Source organism: Pseudomonas khorasanensis, assembly GCF_014268505.2.
In the GTDB taxonomy this organism is placed as follows: Bacteria; Pseudomonadota; Gammaproteobacteria; order Pseudomonadales; family Pseudomonadaceae; genus Aquipseudomonas; species Aquipseudomonas khorasanensis.
Genome location: NZ_JABWQP020000004.1, coordinates 267,267 through 284,228, shown reverse-complemented (window position 1 = coordinate 284,228; position 16,962 = coordinate 267,267). Strand labels below are relative to the sequence as shown.

Here is a 16,962-nt window from a genome sequence, read left to right as displayed (position 1 = left end):
ACTGCCATGTTCAAGAAACTCATCGTCCTCGCTGCGCTGTTGTTGCCGGCGTGCTTTGTCCATGCCCACGAATACAAGGTGGGTGCGCTGGAAATCGCCCATCCGTGGTCCCAGGAGCTACCGCCGAATGCGCCGACCGTCGCGGCCTATTTCATCATTCACAACAACGGCAAAACCGCGGACCGACTGCTCAGCGTCGATTCGCCCATCGCCCCCGAAGCGCAACTGCACGAGCACGTGATGCAGGGCGATCTGATGAAGATGCAACAAGTGCAAAGCGTGGACATTGCGCCCGGCGGCACCGTGACCTTCGCGCCGATGGCCTGGCACGTAATGCTGCTCAACCCGACCGATCGCAGCCTGCTCAGCGACGGCAAGCGCTTCCCCCTGACGATGCACTTCGAGAAAGCCGGTGACGTCACTGTGGAAGTCGCCGTGCAGAAAAAGCCGCCGCAATCCACACAGGCCCATGTGCACGCTCAGTAACCGAACCGGCTGACTTTGCCCATGCGCCCTTTGCGCGCCAGGCCCGTTCCGCATCACCGTCAGGCTCAACCGCTGACGCGTGGCAGCTGGATCGCCCTGTTCGCCATGTTGATGATCTTCATCGGCCCACTGATTTCCCAGTCGATGCCGATGGATCAGCACGCCTCGACGTCGATGCCGCTGAGTATGGACATGTCGATGGACATGCCGGGCATGGATCACGGCGCGCATGACGCACGACCTGCCGCCGAGCACTGCCCACCGCAATCTTCGCACCACGTGCTGTGGGAAAAATGCGGTTATTGCAGCCTGCTGTTCAATTGCCCGGCGCTGACCGGCGGCGGGGATTTCGTCGCCTTCAACATCCCCCCGCTGAACACTTTCACCCCGCCCTCCCCGCGCCTGGGTCATGCCCGGCAAGCCTTTTTCCCCGGCGCTCGCACCCGCGCCCCGCCCATCGCCGCATAAACACGCACCTCTGATTGCACACGGTGGAGAAGACAGCTCAAGGCTGCCGGCCGTGGTGTTTACGACTGTTCGATGGAAATTGTCATGTCCAGGTTTACTGTTGTTCCCTGCGCGGATTCTGCTCGCGCGTTCTTCGCCCTGAACCCCTCGCGGATTCGGTTCAGGCACGCTATCGCCGTGTTTTGCGGCGCACTGCTGTCACCACTGGTGATAGCCGATGATCACATCGGCCACAGAGATGAACTGAGCCCGACGGTGATCACCGCCATCGCCCCGAGCTCGCCACTGACCATCGTCACCAACCCCAAGGACCCACGCCAACCGGTGCCGGCCAGCGATGGCGGCGACTATCTGAAAACCATCCCCGGCTTCGCCCTGGTGCGCAACGGCGGCACCAATGGCGACCCGGTGCTGCGCGGCATGTTCGGTTCGCGTCTGAACATACTTACCAACGGCAGCATGATGCTAGGCGCCTGCCCGGGCCGCATGGATGCGCCAACCTCGTACATCTCGCCGGAAACCTACGACAAACTCACCGTGATCAAAGGGCCGCAAACTGTGCTTTGGGGGCCGGGCGCGTCTGCCGGCACGGTGCTGTTCGACCGTGAACCGGAGAGTTTCGGCGAACTGGGCACCCGCGTGAACGCCAGCGTACTGGCCGTCTCCCACGGCCGTTTCGACAAGGTGATCGATGCCGCTGCCGGCGGTTCTTTGGGCTATGTGCGGGTGATCGGCAACACCGCGCATTCCGACGATTATCGCGACGGCAACAACGACATCGTCGCCTCGCGCTACGACAAGTGGAACGGCGATATCGCGTTGGGCTGGACGCCGGATGCCGACACGCTGATCGAACTCACCGCCGGCAAGGGCGATGGCGAAGCACGTTATGCCGGGCGCGGCATGGACGGCTCGCAGTTTCTGCGCGAAAGCCTCGGCGTGCGCTTTGAAAAATCCAACATCAGCGATGTGTTGGAGAAACTCGAAGCACAGGTCTACTACAACTATGCCGACCATGTGATGGACAACTACACCCTGCGCACGCCATCCGGTACCGGGATGATGGCCGGCCCCATGGCGTCCAACGTTGACCGCCGCACCCTCGGCGCGCGGATCAAGGCGACCTGGCGCTGGGCGGATATTCAACTGATCACCGGCCTCGACGCTCAGACCAACGAGCACCGCCAGCGCAGCGCGATGGGCATCGATGCGTATAAAAATCTGCCGTATAGCAAGGACGCGGACTTCCACAACTACGGCGTGTTCAGCGAAATGACCTGGTACGCCGCCGACCGTGATCGCCTGATCACTGGCGCCCGGGTCGATCGCGCTTCGGCCAGGGATTATCGACAAACGACCGGGTCGGCAATGATGTCACGCCCCAACCCGACTGCTGACGACACCCGCGCTGATACCTTGCCCAGCGGTTTTGTGCGCTACGAGCACGATCTGGCCGACAGTCCGACCACGCTCTACGCCGGCCTCGGCCACGCACAGCGGTTCCCGGATTACTGGGAGCTGTTTTCACCCAACGCCGGTCCCGCAGGTTCGGTCAACGCCTTCGACTCGATCAAGCCTGAAAAAACCACGCAACTGGATTTCGGCGTCAACTACAAAAGCGCCGACCTCGAAGCCTGGGCATCGGGCTATATCGGCGTGGTTCGTGACTACATTCTCTTCGACTACACGCCACGAATGATGGGCATGAGCACCTCGCGCGCCGAGAACATCGACGCGCGGATCGTGGGCGGCGAACTGGGCGCTGCGTACAACCTCACCGACAACTGGAAGGCCGATGCGACGCTGGCCTACGCCTGGGGCAAGAACAGCAGCGATGGCTCGGCCCTGCCGCAAATGCCGCCGCTGGATGCACGTTTCGGCCTGACCTACAGCCAGGATCGGTGGAGCGCCGGAGCACTGTGGCGGGTGGTCGCCGCACAGCACCGCATCGACGCGAACAAGGGCAACGTGGTCGGCAAGGATTACGACCAGAGCTCAGGCTTCGGCGTGTTTTCGCTTAACGGCGCGTACCGGATCAACAAGCACTGGAAGATCAGCAGCGGCGTCGACAACCTGTTCGGCAAGGCGTACGCCGAGCACCTGAACCTGGCCGGCAACGCCGGGTTCGGTTACCCGGCCAACGACCCGCAGCCAATTAATGAACCGGGGCGCACGCTCTGGACCAAAGTGGATATGAGTTTCTGAAAGCTTCGCGAGCAGGCTCGCTCCCACATGAACAGTGGTGAACCTGCGGGAGCGAGCCTGCTCGCGAAAGGTTGCGCAGCAACCTCGACAAATAACGAAAAGATCCAAGCATAGCGGAGCAAACGTGATGCAAAAGCCTCAACCGAACTTCTACAACCTGGCCTGGCGCTGGCATTTCTATGCCGGTCTGTTCGTCGCGCCGTTCATGGTGATGCTGGCCTTGACCGGCATCATCTATCTGTTCAAGCCGCAGCTCGACTCGCTGATGTACAGCAGTCTGCTCGAAGTCCCGGCCGGGCATCACAAGGTGCCGGCCGATGACTTGCTGCAGCGGGTGAAAAATGCCTATCCGCAAGGCCAGGTCACCCAATACCTGCCTCCACCGAACGCCGAACGCAGCGCACAGTTCGTGGTAAAAAACGCTGGGCAGGAACTCAACGTGTTTGTCGACCCCTACCACGGCGACATCCTCGGCGAGCAGGACGCCAAACAGAATCTGCAAGCCATCGCGCGCGCCATTCACGGCGAACTGATGATCGGCACGATCGGTGACCGGCTGATCGAAATGGCCGCCGGCTGGGGCGTGGTGCTGGTGGTATCCGGCCTGTTTTTGTGGTGGCCGCGCGGTCAGGCGGCGGGCATTTTGTGGCCGCGCCTGAGCAGTCGTGGCCGCGTGTTGTGGCGTGACCTGCACGCGGTCACCGGGTTCTGGGGCGCGACTTTATTGCTGGTGATGCTGCTCAGCGGCATGACCTGGACCGGTTTCTGGGGCAAGCAATACGCGCAGGTGTGGAACGTGTTCCCGGCCGCGATGTGGGAAAACGTGCCAACCTCGGACATCGAGGCGCGCAGCCTCAACAGCGCGACCCGCCAGACCGTGCCATGGGCGATGGAGAATACACCGATGCCGATGTCCGGCGACCACGCCGAACATATGGCCCACGGCAACGCCCATGCCGGCCCCGCCGCGCCGGACGTCAGCCTGCAAGCCGTGCAGGACATTGCCACTGAACGCAAGGTTGAACCCGGCTACAGCATCACCCTGCCAACCACCGCCACCGGGGTGTTTACCATTGCGGTATTCGCCGATGACCCGCGCAACGACGCCACGTTGCATGTCGATCAGTACACCGGCAAGGTCCTCGCGGATGTGCGTTTCGAGCACTACGGCACAGTCGCACGGGCCACGGAAATCGGCGTGATGCTTCACGAAGGCAAGATGTTCGGTACCTTCAACCAGATCGTCGTATTGCTGATCTGCCTGATGATCCTGCTCAGTGCCGTCAGCGGCGTGGTGATCTGGTGGAAGCGTCGTCCCGACGGCAAATTCGGCGTGCCGCCGTTGCGCCATGATCTGCCGAAATGGAAAACCGGCGTGGTGATCATGCTGGCGCTGGCGGTGGTGTTTCCGCTGGTGGGGGCGTCGCTGGTGGTGGTGTGGTTGCTGGACCGTTTTATGTTGCCGCGACTCGGTCAGCGTGCAGCGGATGTGTCGGACTGATGTAGGGGCGCGGGCAGCTTTAGCGACCCGCGCCTGTCAGCTCGGCCGACTTACAGCTCGTCCCGCCTCCGCACGGTTCCCGGTGCCGGGGCCTGCTGACGACGGGTTCGCCAGGCGGACCCCATGCGCCCGGTCTGGTGCCAGTAAAAACCGGCGATCAACACCCTGAAATCACCCAGCTCCACCAGCCGCGTTAAAAATTCGCCGGGGCTGAGCCGGCTGATCCACCGCCCGCCCTCAAAGGCTACGTCCTGGGTCATCAGCAGTTCTCGCTCGGCCGGCGAGTACACCGGGGCGTATTTGATCAGCACATCGTGCATCGTCGAATAATAATAGTCCCGGATGCTCACGCCCTTGTCTCGCGGTTGATGGGTACGTTCAAGGACCATCGAGGGCGAAGCGAAATTGGCGTGCACCTTATCGACGTCCTGGCCCAGGGCGGTGTTGCCCGAGAGGTGAAATTGGTGGGTAGCCACCAACGAGTAACCCTCGGGATAGCGCGCCCCCGGGGTGCGCCAGTTGGCTGAAGGATCCGTAGGCTTGCGCAGGAGTCGAACCAGCGGACTGGCCTCGGTGGCCAGGTAACCGATCGGTTCCAGTGGGACAAACCGCCTCGCGGCTGGCGGTGCCAGAATCGCACCTTCATAGCCGGTGTCGATAGCGGCAGCACCGGTGACTCGCTGATGGGCGTAGCGGGCAGCGTCGTCAGGGTGATTAAAAACCGGACCCAGCGCCGGGACTGGATGGTCTCGCCAGCGCTGCTCCGCGGACACATCGGCCTGACGCGGCTGCCAGTCTTCCTGCACCCGGCCATGACGCGACCAGTAGTCGCTGGTTTCAATCACGTCGAGCTGACCCGCCCGGGCCATCCGGTGCACATAATCGACAGAGCTGAAGGTACCTTTGGCTATGTCGCGTTCATCCTCAACACCCTGCTCCATCGATACAAAGGTATTGCGACGCAGTTCGACCTGCCCGAACCGGTCGTAAAAATCACCGGGTTCGAAGGGATGTAATTGCAACCTCAACAGCGCGCCGTCGGCGCACGAAACGTAGATCGGTTTGTAGCCCTGCGGCGTATTGGCCCACCGGCACGCCAGCTGAACATCACTGGGCGAGATAAAGGAGTTACGCAAGTCACCGGGCAGTGCCCCGGCTGGCGGCAGCGCTGCGCGTAGATAGATCGCATCCAGCGAATACCCGGACAGCAGCTTTCCTTGCTCGAATACCCGATCTACCGCCAGGCCGGAACGCTGCGTCGTAACAGGCACTGTAGCGAGGAAAAGGCCTTCGTTTGAATGCAGGATGAAACCGAAGGTCTGGGTCGCGCGGCTGACATTTGCTTCATGCACATAGCGGGCGGCGCCATCCGCCTGAACGAAGATCGGGCTGCACACCGGGGCGCGGGTGGCCTGGGTGTAATCGCCTACAGGCTGCAGATCCGCCGAGAAAGGAACCCATCGGCTGACCTGGCGGGGCATGCCCCAGAGATCGCTGCCCGTGACAACATGCAAATCGCCTGATTTCGCCAGCGAGTCGATCCATTGACCCGGTTTCAAATCACCGCTGCGCAGCCGCTGTTTGATGACGCGTGCGTCAAGCGCAGCCGGCACGGTCTTGTAATCGGTCAGCACTGCCATGAGATCGCTTTTCAACCGATCATAAACGCCTGGATGGTAGCGAATCAGTGAGCCGTCCGGCGCGAACAGATACTCATCCCAGTTCGTCTGCGGCACACGGGTGAAGGCCGAATACACAGTGTCAACCGACAGCATGTTGAGGTAGCTCTGCTTCTGAACCGCTGAAAACACCACCGACAACTCTCTTACGATTCTGGAACGGTAGCGCGCCTTGATGCTGCAGCCGACGGGAAACAACCCTGCGTCTCTCATCTCATCCGGAATGATCTCTGTGATATCGAAATCTTCGCTTGAGACTTCAATCGGCGCAGTGGCTACAAACAGGCCATCGCCTTTGCTCAGAATCAGGCCGCCGAAGGTTCTGTCCTGAATCGACGGCAACAGCGTTCCGGCATGGACCGCCGCGTCATCGGCGCTGTGAAAGACCGGTCCCAGCCAGCGCCGCTGCGCATTGGCGTAAGGCCGCCAGGTCATCGTGACGCGCCCCGGACGATCCCAGCACAGGCTGGTGCACATGACGGAAAGTTCACCGCTGCCGGCCACCGCATGGACGTAGTCCGATGGCGATGACTTCGCCGAGGCGAGATCTGCCTTGAAGGTCGCGAGAGTTTTGGCAGACGTCGCATCGCGGAACAGCTTGTTGGACCTGGCCGGTACAAACTTAAGCAACGCGCCGTCCCGAGTGGCGATATACAGCGCCACGGGTAAGCCTGACAGGATGACAGACCGGCGCGGCGAGTAGTACATCGCAACAGTCAGATCGTCAGGGGTCATGAAAAATTGCGCCAGCCACGCAAAGGCGTCATTCGCTGTACGCTTCATCCACTGATGTGAATAGAAACTGCCATACAGAACGAAGCCTTCGGGGAACTGATACCAGGGTTCCGAATGCCGACTGGCAAACACCGATTCGAGTCGAAACAGATTGTCACGTTGCGCGTTGACCGGGATCAGCTCAGTGGCGATGAATTCGTCGCGGGTTCGATGCTTGAGAATGAAGCCAAACCACGCGCGGTTGGCATCCTGCAAGCGCAGCTCGCGTGTGTGCTGACTCTGCGCCGCTTCGTCCGCCGAGGCAAAGACTGCTCCGTAAGTGACGGACCCGGGGCGTTTCCAGGGCAAAGTCATCGACTCGAACGGGATGGGTATTGCGATGGCAGGAAGCGGCGCAAGAGAGGGCTTGGGCAACCACGGAGACGGCAGGGGCAATGGGGGCATCGTCGACGAAATCGGCGGCAAAATCGGTACGGGCGGCGCCGGCAGGCTAAAGTTCTGGAGCACCGGACCGCGATAACCCCACACCGGATTATCCATCAGGCTCACCAACTCACCGGCGGCCGCCTGGGCGCGGACGAACGCCTCCGGGCGCCTGTCGCCGCTCTCCAATTCAGGAACCAGGGTTCCGGGATCCCGACGGGTGCCCAATCGTTTTTCCAGATCCTGCGCCGCAGGGCTCGTCGAGGGTGTGAACCTGATCAAACTGTCCCGGGCACCCGAGCCATATAAAACAATACCGTCGAACAACGCTTGCCGGGTTTCATCGATGCTGAACATCTGCAGGCTCAGCAACGCCTCCCAGGGTGTCAGGCGCAAATAATCGATGTGCACCCGATCCAGCTGCGACAACGCAACATGCGACACATAGCGTGCCTGCAAGATGTGTTCATCGGGGTAGACCGCACGACCGTGATTGTCCGCAGGGTAGAGCTGACCCTGTCTGAGCGTTTCGATATCCCCGGGCATGGGTTCGGACGCGACGAAGCGGTTGTCGCTGCGCTGGAAAATATAACCGACGTACTCTCGGTCACGGCGGATTCCCACCTCATCGTGTGCATAACGGGCAGCGTCATCAGCCGATAGAAACTCCCTGCTCAATACCGGCCAGGTGAAATGGGCGAAGGGTTGCCACTGCAAATCCACCGGCCCCAGACGCGCCCACAATGCACTGCCACGCAGCACCTCCAGCCCGCCAGCCAACACCAGCATCGAGACAAACTCGCGAGGACGAAGAGTGCCGGCCAATAACCTCGATTGCACGCCGTTGTCGCCGATCGTCCCGTCGGGGTGCACGACGCTCAGCGCCGCTTCAACCGGATCGCCGCTGAAGCTGTACTTCAGCATTGACTGGTCTTGCGCCTGCATATACAGGGACAACCCTTGCCCGACCTTAGCCAGATGCTTGCTTCGACCAAAGGCCTCAATCGCCAGGGCGATTTCCTGCGGGGTAAAAAAGTTTTCGTAAAGCCACGGCTGTGCAGACGGAAACTGCGTGGGGTCGGGTCGCGAGGCGAAGTAAAAGCCCTCCAGCAAGTAGCCTGCCGGCAGCTGCAACCGCCCGTTGGCATCCACCGGAAAAACTCGTTCGGCGTCCCATGCGGCCAAACCGGTCGCTCGAGCATGGGTCGCGACATATTGATTGCCGGTGAGTTTTTTCAATACCAGTCCGGCGGTCAGCGCGCCCCTGGATTTCAACGCGGCCAGCACCGCCCGCTCGGCGTTGGCGCAGACGCGGGTCATCAGTGGCAGCTCGGTCACTCTGCTCGTGGAGAACCTGTGCCCCGGTCGCCAGTCCGGCGGCACCATGCCCACCGAGAAGCCCCAGTCGGCATTTGACACGATGACTTTCAGCTCACCAACAATCGCCAGCCTATTGATGAAGCTCAGCGCATCGCGAGTCCAGGGTTCCGGTCCCGGCTGTGCGCCTGCCTCGTGCCATCGGTAGTAATCGAGCTCCTCCTGTGAGCCACTGGGCGAATACTTGAGCAAGGTACCGTCGGGGCCGGAAAGGTAGGCACTGCGCAAGTCGGCACGACGATCCACAACGTCTTTGAAATCAATTCTGGAGAAGAAGTTGATAAGCAGACGTACGTCCCGTTCATCCAGTTCCGGATGTTCCCGGGCAGCAGCGTGAGCAGCGATGTGGCTGTGCAGGGTTGCAACGAACCGATATCCGCCAGGCGGCTCGGGATTGCCCGAAGCATCCCGTTCGATGAGGGCGCTGAAATCGAACGTATTGCTTTTCGCGGGGACCGGTGATGTCGCCACGTACTTGCCGTCCGGTCGCAGGAGAATCAGGCTGCCATGTTCCGACGCCAGTTTTTTAGGGATGCGCGTGTGAACCCAAAACGCTGCATCCTCCTCGGACAGAAAAGCCTGACTCAAAGGCGGCAGTCTGATTTTGGGGGTGGACGTAACGGCACGAGCGGGCCGACCTGACTGGTCATTCATGATAAAGATCCTGGAAAGAAAATCGGGATATCGATCGAATGAGTGTGTGCCGCCCGTTAGCATGCGCTGTGGTACATATCTATCGTTTCTGTAACCGCATCTGAGCTTCAGCTCGCGCCCCAATCTGGCGCACCCGACGCACCATCGCCAGCAACCCGTCCCCTCCTGGTGCACGCTCCTGTCGCGCAACCGCTCTAACACGACATTTCCCTGCCCGAACCCGACCGGGCACAGCCCTTGCAAAACACCCTTCAGTCGTCCGCATCTGCCAACCAGAAAAACTCCAAACGTTCAGGGGATCGCACAATGAAGCGTCGCAGTTTGATCAAGGCTTTCACACTATCGGCAAGCATTGCCGCGATGGGCATGACCTGGACTGTCCAGGCGGCCGAGACCATCAAGGTCGGGATTCTGCATTCGTTGTCCGGGACCATGGCGATCTCCGAAACGTCGCTCAAAGACATGGCGCTGATGACCATCGACGAAATCAACGCCAAGGGTGGCGTAAACGGCAAAATGCTCGAGCCGGTGGTGGTCGACCCGGCTTCGAACTGGCCGCTGTTTGCCGAAAAGGGCCGCCAGTTGCTGACGCAGGACAAGGTCGCGGTGGTGTTCGGCTGCTGGACTTCGGTGTCGCGCAAATCGGTGTTGCCGGTATTCGAAGAGCTCAACGGCTTGCTGTTCTACCCTGTGCAATACGAAGGCGAGGAGATGTCGCCGAACGTGTTCTACACCGGCGCCGCGCCGAACCAGCAAGCGATCCCGGCGGTTGAATACCTGATGAGCGAAGAAGGCGGCAGCGCCAAGCGCTACTTCCTGCTCGGCACCGACTACGTCTACCCGCGCACCACCAACAAGATTCTGCGTTCGTTCCTGCATTCCAAAGGCGTGGCTGACAAGGACATCGAAGAGGTCTACACGCCGTTCGGTCACAGCGATTACCAGACCATCGTCGCCAACATCAAAAAGTTCTCTGCCGGTGGCAAGACGGCGGTGATCTCGACGGTCAATGGCGACTCCAACGTGCCGTTCTATAAAGAGCTGGCCAACCAGGGTCTGAAAGCCACCGACGTGCCGGTGGTGGCGTTCTCGGTCGGTGAAGAAGAGCTGCGCGGCATCGACACAAAACCTCTGGTGGGCAACCTCGCGGCGTGGAACTACTTCGAGTCGGTCGACAATCCTGCGAACAAGAAATTCGTCGCTGACTGGAAAGCCTACGCGAAGAAACACAACCTGCCGGGTGCCGACAAAGCGGTGACCAACGACCCGATGGAAGCCACTTACGTCGGCATCCACATGTGGGCGCAAGCGGTGGAAAAAGCCAAATCCACCGACGTCGACAAAGTCCGCGAAGCCCTGGCCGGCCAGACCTTCGCCGCGCCGTCGGGCTACACCCTGACCATGGACAAGACCAATCATCACCTGCACAAGCCAGTGATGATCGGCGAGATCCAGGCAGACGGTCAGTTCAACGTGGTGTGGCAGACCGAAGGCCCGATCCGCGCGCAACCGTGGAGCCCGTTCATTCAGGGCAACGACAAGAAGCCGGATTATGCGGTGAAGAGCAACTGAGGCGAATTCAGTTTTTGAGGCGGGCATGAGACTTCCCCCTCATCGGAACGCCGCCCGCCCAGCCCTCTCCCTCAGGGAGAGGGGGAAAGGGAGCCGATCTTCATGCTCTTCAAAGCCTGAGCTCGACTCGAATTCGCAGGTCGCAGCACATCGTCCAGACACCTCGGTCAGTCCCCTCTCCCTCCGGGAGAGGGTTAGGGTGAGGGGGCGGTTGAACAGGACACCACTAATGCCCACTGCCATACACCGCTTGCTTCTCGCCATCGCACTGTTGTTGCCAATGCTGGCCCACGCCGGCGATGCCGAACACTTCGTCGCGGTCAATCCGATGCAACAGGCCAAACTGCTCGAAGCCTGGGCCGCGCAGCCCGATCCGGCCCGTGTCGAACTGATCAACGCGCTGCAACAAGGCGAGTTGACCATAGACGGCCAACCGAAAACCCTGCGCCTGAACAATCGCCTGCGCGGTCTGATCGACACCGCTATGGCCAGCCACCAATTGCTCGCCGCCGACGCCAAAACTCGTCAGGGCGCCGCGCAGCAATTGCAGAAAAGCGCGAAACCCGCGCAGCTGAAATTCCTCGACCAGCAACTGGCAGGCGAAAAAGACGAAAGTGTTCATGCCGCGCTGAGCCTTGCTCTGGCCAATCTGCAGCTGGTCGACACTGACCCGGCAGTGCGCCTCGCTGCAGTGCGTCTGCTCGGTGAAACCGGCGATCCGCTGGCACGCACACGGCTCGAAAATCTGCTCGAACCGGGGGTAGAAAGCGATGCCGGCGTACTCACAGCGGCGCAAACCAGCCTCGCTCAGGTCAAGCGCAAACTGCTGATCGGCGAAGTGCTGGGCCAGGCGTTCAGCGGTATGTCGCTGGGCTCGATCCTGCTGCTCGCCGCCCTCGGTCTGGCGATCACTTTCGGCCTGCTCGGGGTGATCAACATGGCGCACGGCGAAATGCTGATGCTCGGCGCCTACTCGACGTACATCGTGCAGCTGATGCTCCAGCGCTACGCACCGCAGGCCATCGAGTTCTATCCGTTGATCGCTTTGCCAGTAGCGTTTTTTGTCACCGCCGCGATCGGCATGGCGCTGGAGCGAACCGTGATTCGCCACCTGTACGGCCGGCCGCTGGAAACCCTGCTCGCCACGTGGGGCATCAGCCTGATGCTGATTCAGCTTGTCCGTCTGTTGTTCGGCGCGCAGAACGTTGAAGTGGCCAACCCGGCCTGGCTGTCCGGCGGCATTCAGGTGTTGCCGAATCTGGTGCTGCCATACAACCGCATCGTGATCATCGCTTTCGCGCTGTTCGTAGTAGTGCTGACCTGGCTGCTGCTGAACAAAACCCGCCTGGGTCTGAACGTTCGCGCCGTCACTCAGAACCGCAACATGGCCGCCTGCTGTGGCGTGCCGACCGGGCGTGTCGACATGCTCGCCTTCGGTCTCGGCTCGGGCATCGCCGGCCTCGGTGGCGTGGCGCTGAGCCAGATCGGCAATGTCGGCCCGGACCTCGGCCAGAGCTACATCATCGATTCGTTCCTGGTGGTGGTGCTCGGTGGCGTCGGCCAGTTGGCCGGTAGCGTGCTGGCAGCCTTCGGGCTGGGCATCGCCAACAAGATTCTCGAACCGCAGATCGGTGCGGTGCTCGGCAAGATCCTCATCCTCGCGCTGATCATTCTGTTCATCCAGAAACGTCCGCAAGGCCTCTTCGCACTGAAAGGACGGGTGATCGACTGATGAACCAGCCTCTGATGCTTACAGCGACACAAAAGGCCGGGCCGAAAGTGACCGTTCTGGTCGGCGTGGTGATTCTGGCCTTGCTGGTTGCGCTACCGCTGCTTTCACTGTTGCCGCCGGACAATGCGCTGCACGTCTCTGCTTACACCCTGACACTGATCGGCAAAATCCTCTGCTACGCCATCGTTGCCCTGGCGCTGGATCTGGTCTGGGGCTACGCCGGGTTGCTGTCGCTGGGCCACGGTCTGTTCTTCGCCCTCGGCGGCTATGCGATGGGCATGTACCTGATGCGCCAGGCGGCTGGCGATGGCTTGCCGGCGTTCATGACCTTTTTGTCGTGGACCGAATTGCCGTGGTACTGGACTGGCACCAGCAGTTTCCTCTGGGCGATGTGCCTGGTGGTGCTGGCGCCGGGTTTGCTGGCGCTGGTGTTCGGTTTCTTTGCGTTCCGCTCGCGGATCAAGGGCGTGTACTTCTCGATCATGACCCAGGCACTGACCTTCGCCGGCATGCTCCTGTTTTTCCGCAATGAGACCGGGTTTGGCGGCAACAACGGCTTCACCAATTTCCGCACGATTCTGGGTTTTGGCATCACCGAACCGGGCACGCGCGCGGTGTTGTTTTTAGCCACTGTGTTGTTGCTGGTGGCGAGTCTGTTCATAGGCTGGCGATTAGCACAAAGCAAATTCGGGCGGGTGTTGACGGCGTTGCGTGATGCGGAAAACCGCTTGATGTTCTGCGGCTACGACCCGCGCGGTTTCAAGCTGTTCGTCTGGGTGTTGAGCGCGGTGCTGTGTGGCCTGGCCGGTGCGCTGTATGTGCCGCAGGTAGGCATCATCAACCCCAGCGAAATGTCGCCGACCAATTCGATCGAGGCTGCGGTCTGGGTTGCCCTTGGCGGTCGCGGAACGTTGATCGGGCCGCTGCTGGGCGCCGGGGTCGTCAACGGCATGAAGAGCTGGTTCACCGTGGCGTTCCCGGAATACTGGCTGTTCTTCCTCGGCGCACTGTTCATCATCGTGACGCTGTACCTGCCCAAAGGCGTGATCGGTCTGCTGAAGAAACGAGGTGAATCATGAGAGTCACGGCGAGCGCTGAATTCATGCTGGAGCCAGCCTTTTTCCCCGTCGAGCCGAACAAGGACGAAGGCACCAGCCGCGATTCGATCGGCCTCGGCCAGCGGGTCGGCCCGGGCCTCGATACCCGCCATGGCACGATCCTGACCCTGGAAGACATCAGCGTCAGTTTTGACGGCTTTCGCGCGCTGAACAATCTGAACCTGTACATCGGCGTCGGTGAGCTGCGCTGCATTATCGGCCCCAACGGCGCGGGTAAAACCACGCTGATGGACGTGATCACCGGCAAGACCCGCCCCAGCCATGGCAAGGCGTGGTTCGGCGAAACCCTCGACCTCACGCAGATGAGCGAAGTGCAGATTGCCCAGTCCGGCATCGGCCGCAAATTCCAGAAGCCCACGGTGTTCGAAGCGCTCAGCGTGTTCGAAAACCTTGAACTGGCGCAGAAGACCGACAAGTCAGTGTGGGCCAGTTTGCGTGCGCGCTTGAGCGGCGAGCAAAAGGATCGCATCAGCGAAGTGCTGGAGACGATTCGCCTGACCACCTCGGTCAATCGTCAGGCCGGGCTGCTTTCCCACGGGCAGAAGCAGTTTCTGGAAATCGGCATGTTGCTTATGCAGGACCCGCAATTGTTGTTGCTCGATGAACCGGTGGCGGGCATGACCGATGCCGAAACCGAGTTTACCGCCGAGCTGTTCAAGTCGCTGGCCGGCAAGCATTCGCTGATGGTGGTCGAGCATGACATGGGTTTTGTCGGCTCGATCGCCGACCACGTCACCGTGCTGCATCAGGGCAGTGTTCTGGCCGAAGGTTCGCTGGAACAGGTGCAGGAAAACGAGCGCGTGATTGAGGTTTATCTGGGGCGTTGAATCGGCCCGCTTCAAGTTCAGATCGTTCCCCCGCTCTGCGTGGGAATGCATCCCGTGACGCTCTGCGTCACATAACGGCGGACGCAGAGCGTCCATGGCGGCATTCCCACGCAGAGCGTGGGAACGATCAGTGGGAGACGTGAACATGCTGCAAGTCGACAAACTTCACCAATATTACGGCGGTAGCCACATCCTGCGAGGCCTGAGCTTTGACGTGAAGGTCGGCGAAGTCACCTGCCTGCTGGGCCGTAACGGCGTGGGCAAGACCACTTTGCTCAAATGCCTGATGGGCCTGCTGCCGGCCAGGGAAGGCGCGGTGAACTGGGAAGGCAAACCGATCACCGCGCTCAAGCCTCACCAGCGCGTACACGCTGGCATCGCCTATGTGCCGCAGGGTCGGGAGATCTTCGGGCGACTGACGGTGGAAGAGAATCTGCTGATGGGCCTGTCGCGATTTCCCGGCAGTGAAGCAAAGGAAGTTCCAGATTTCATCTACGAATTGTTCCCGGTGCTGTTACAAATGAAGCAACGGCGCGGTGGCGATTTGTCCGGTGGTCAGCAACAGCAGTTGGCAATTGGTCGCGCCCTGGCCAGCCGCCCGCGCCTGCTGATCCTCGACGAACCCACCGAAGGCATTCAACCGTCGGTGATCAAGGAGATCGGCGCGGTGATCAAACAGCTGGCCGCACGAGGCGACATGGCGATTCTGCTGGTGGAGCAGTTCTACGACTTCGCGGCAGAGCTGGCGGATCAATACCTGGTGATGTCCCGTGGCGAGATCGTCCAGCAGGGTCGCGGGAAAAACATGGAAGCCGAGGGCGTGCGCGGGCTCGTCACCATCTGACAGCACGATCTAATCTGTAGCCTCCAGACGATAATCAGAAGACATGAATTTACCCGTTCCCACTGCCCTGTTTACCCCGAGCTGGCACGCCGAGCTGGAATTGGCCTACGCGCGTTTCGGCGACAGTACGCGCCCGGTCATGCGTCGCCACCTCGGCCCGTTGCGGGTGCAAAAGCATCTGTACGCCGAAGGCCCCGAGGTCTGTCAGCACATCATCGTTCACCCGCCGGGCGGGATTGCCGGCGGTGATCGCCTGGACATCAGCGCCCGCGTCGAACACAACGCCTGGGCGCAGATCACCAGCCCCGGCGCCGCCAAGTGGTACCGCGCCGTCGGGCCTGCCTACCAGACCCTCGACCTGAAAGTGGCGCCCGGCGCGACGCTGGAGTGGCTGCCGCAGGAAACCATTGTCTACAGCGCCGCGCAGGCGGAACTCAAGACAACGATTGATCTGCAAGGCGATGCGCGGCTGTTCTACTGGGATGTGGTGGCGTTGGGTCGGCCGGCCAGCGGCGAGCGTTTCGACCTCGGGCATTTTCAGGCGCAGCTGGACATTCGTCGCGATGGCCGGTTGCTCTGGCACGAACGGCAGCGCATTGTCGGCGCTGACGGTTTGCTCGACTCACCGATCGGGCTGGATGGCCAACCGGTGTTTGCGACGATGCTGGTGACCGGTGAAATTGATGCCGAGTTGCTGGAACGCTGTCGTTCACTGGCCCATGAAGTGCGCGGGGATCTGACGCAATTGCCTGGGCTGCTGGTGGCCCGTTGTCTGGCTGGCGAAGCGCTGCTGGCTCGGGCCTGGCTGATCGATTTGTGGCGTTTGCTGCGGCCCGCCCTGCTCGGTCGAGAAGCCCTGTCACCCCGAATCTGGAATACCTGAAATGCATTTCCAACTGTGGGAGCGAGCCTGCTCGCGAAAGCGTCATGTCAGCCAACACATGCGCTGAATATGAAACCGTATTCGCGAGCAGGCTCGCTCCCACAGGGGATTTGCGCGATCAGACAATTTTTCAATCTGCCCTGATGGAACCGACAATGGACCTGACCCCACGCGAAAAAGACAAGCTACTGATTTTCACCGCCGGCCTCGTCGCCGAGCGGCGATTGGCGCGCGGCGTGAAACTCAATTACCCGGAAGCGATGGCCTACATTTCCGCCGCGCTGCTCGAAGGCGCCCGTGACGGGCGGACCGTGGCCGAGCTGATGCACTTCGGCACCACCTTGCTCAGTCGCGAGCAAGTGATGGAAGGCATCCCGGAAATGATCCCGGAGATCCAGGTCGAAGCGACGTTCCCCGACGGCACCAAACTGGTCACCGTCCACCAACCGATCGCCTGA

General features: G+C 61.0%; 12 protein-coding genes. 11 read left to right on the top strand and 1 reads right to left on the bottom strand.

The genetic code is table 11. From position 1 onward, the window contains the following. Positions 1-6: 6 nt before the first annotated feature. The 4 genes from HU727_RS12785 to HU727_RS12770 all read left to right on the top strand — a co-directional run bounded on the left by HU727_RS12785 (position 7) and on the right by HU727_RS12770 (position 4,660). A complete protein-coding gene (locus HU727_RS12785) occupies positions 7-486 on the top strand; it encodes a copper chaperone PCu(A)C (protein WP_186531618.1) in 480 nt (159 codons plus the stop codon). 21 nt (positions 487-507) lie between these two features. Next, positions 508-954: a DUF2946 domain-containing protein gene (locus HU727_RS12780; protein ID WP_186531620.1), complete on the top strand. Its 447-nt coding sequence runs from the start codon at positions 508-510 to the stop codon at positions 952-954. An 84-nt stretch (positions 955-1,038) separates the two neighbouring features. Next, the gene (locus tag HU727_RS12775; RefSeq protein ID WP_186531622.1) at positions 1,039-3,159 is read left to right on the top strand and encodes a TonB-dependent copper receptor; all 2,121 of its coding nucleotides are present in this window, start codon (positions 1,039-1,041) and stop codon (positions 3,157-3,159) included. Positions 3,160-3,286: 127 nt separating this feature from the next. Beyond that, the gene (locus HU727_RS12770) at positions 3,287-4,660 is read left to right on the top strand and encodes a PepSY-associated TM helix domain-containing protein (protein WP_186531624.1); all 1,374 of its coding nucleotides are present in this window, start codon (positions 3,287-3,289) and stop codon (positions 4,658-4,660) included. 50 nt (positions 4,661-4,710) lie between these two features. Here the strand turns inward: HU727_RS12770 and HU727_RS12765 are convergent, their stop codons facing one another. Continuing rightward, entirely contained in the window at positions 4,711-9,528 is a 4,818-nt protein-coding gene (locus HU727_RS12765) for a DUF4329 domain-containing protein (protein ID WP_186531626.1), read from the bottom strand. Positions 9,529-9,834: 306 nt separating this feature from the next. Here HU727_RS12765 and urtA point away from each other — a divergent pair, with 306 nt between their 5' ends. The 7 genes from urtA to ureA all read left to right on the top strand — a co-directional run bounded on the left by urtA (position 9,835) and on the right by ureA (position 16,962). Further along, entirely contained in the window at positions 9,835-11,100 is a 1,266-nt protein-coding gene (gene urtA / locus HU727_RS12760; protein ID WP_186531628.1) for an urea ABC transporter substrate-binding protein, read from the top strand. 229 nt (positions 11,101-11,329) lie between these two features. Then, positions 11,330-12,832 (top strand): urea ABC transporter permease subunit UrtB, encoded by a 1,503-nt coding sequence (urtB, locus tag HU727_RS12755; RefSeq protein WP_186531630.1) that lies wholly within the window; start codon positions 11,330-11,332, stop codon positions 12,830-12,832. Then, positions 12,832-13,911, top strand: a complete 1,080-nt coding sequence (gene urtC / locus HU727_RS12750) for an urea ABC transporter permease subunit UrtC (RefSeq protein ID WP_186531632.1) — start codon at positions 12,832-12,834, stop codon at positions 13,909-13,911. Before urtB ends, urtC begins: the two co-directional genes overlap by 1 nt. After that, complete coding sequence (urtD, locus tag HU727_RS12745) at positions 13,908-14,777, top strand: urea ABC transporter ATP-binding protein UrtD (protein WP_016771888.1); 870 nt, start codon at positions 13,908-13,910, stop codon at positions 14,775-14,777. The genes urtC and urtD overlap by 4 nt, the downstream gene beginning before the upstream one ends. Positions 14,778-14,922: 145 nt before the next feature. Then, a complete protein-coding gene (gene urtE, locus HU727_RS12740) occupies positions 14,923-15,621 on the top strand; it encodes an urea ABC transporter ATP-binding subunit UrtE (RefSeq protein WP_186531634.1) in 699 nt (232 codons plus the stop codon). Between the two features lie 43 nt (positions 15,622-15,664). Further along, positions 15,665-16,504, top strand: coding sequence for an urease accessory protein UreD (locus HU727_RS12735; protein ID WP_186531635.1), 840 nt, complete (start codon positions 15,665-15,667; stop codon positions 16,502-16,504). A 155-nt stretch (positions 16,505-16,659) separates the two neighbouring features. Next, a complete protein-coding gene (gene ureA, locus HU727_RS12730; RefSeq protein WP_033055605.1) occupies positions 16,660-16,962 on the top strand; it encodes an urease subunit gamma in 303 nt (100 codons plus the stop codon).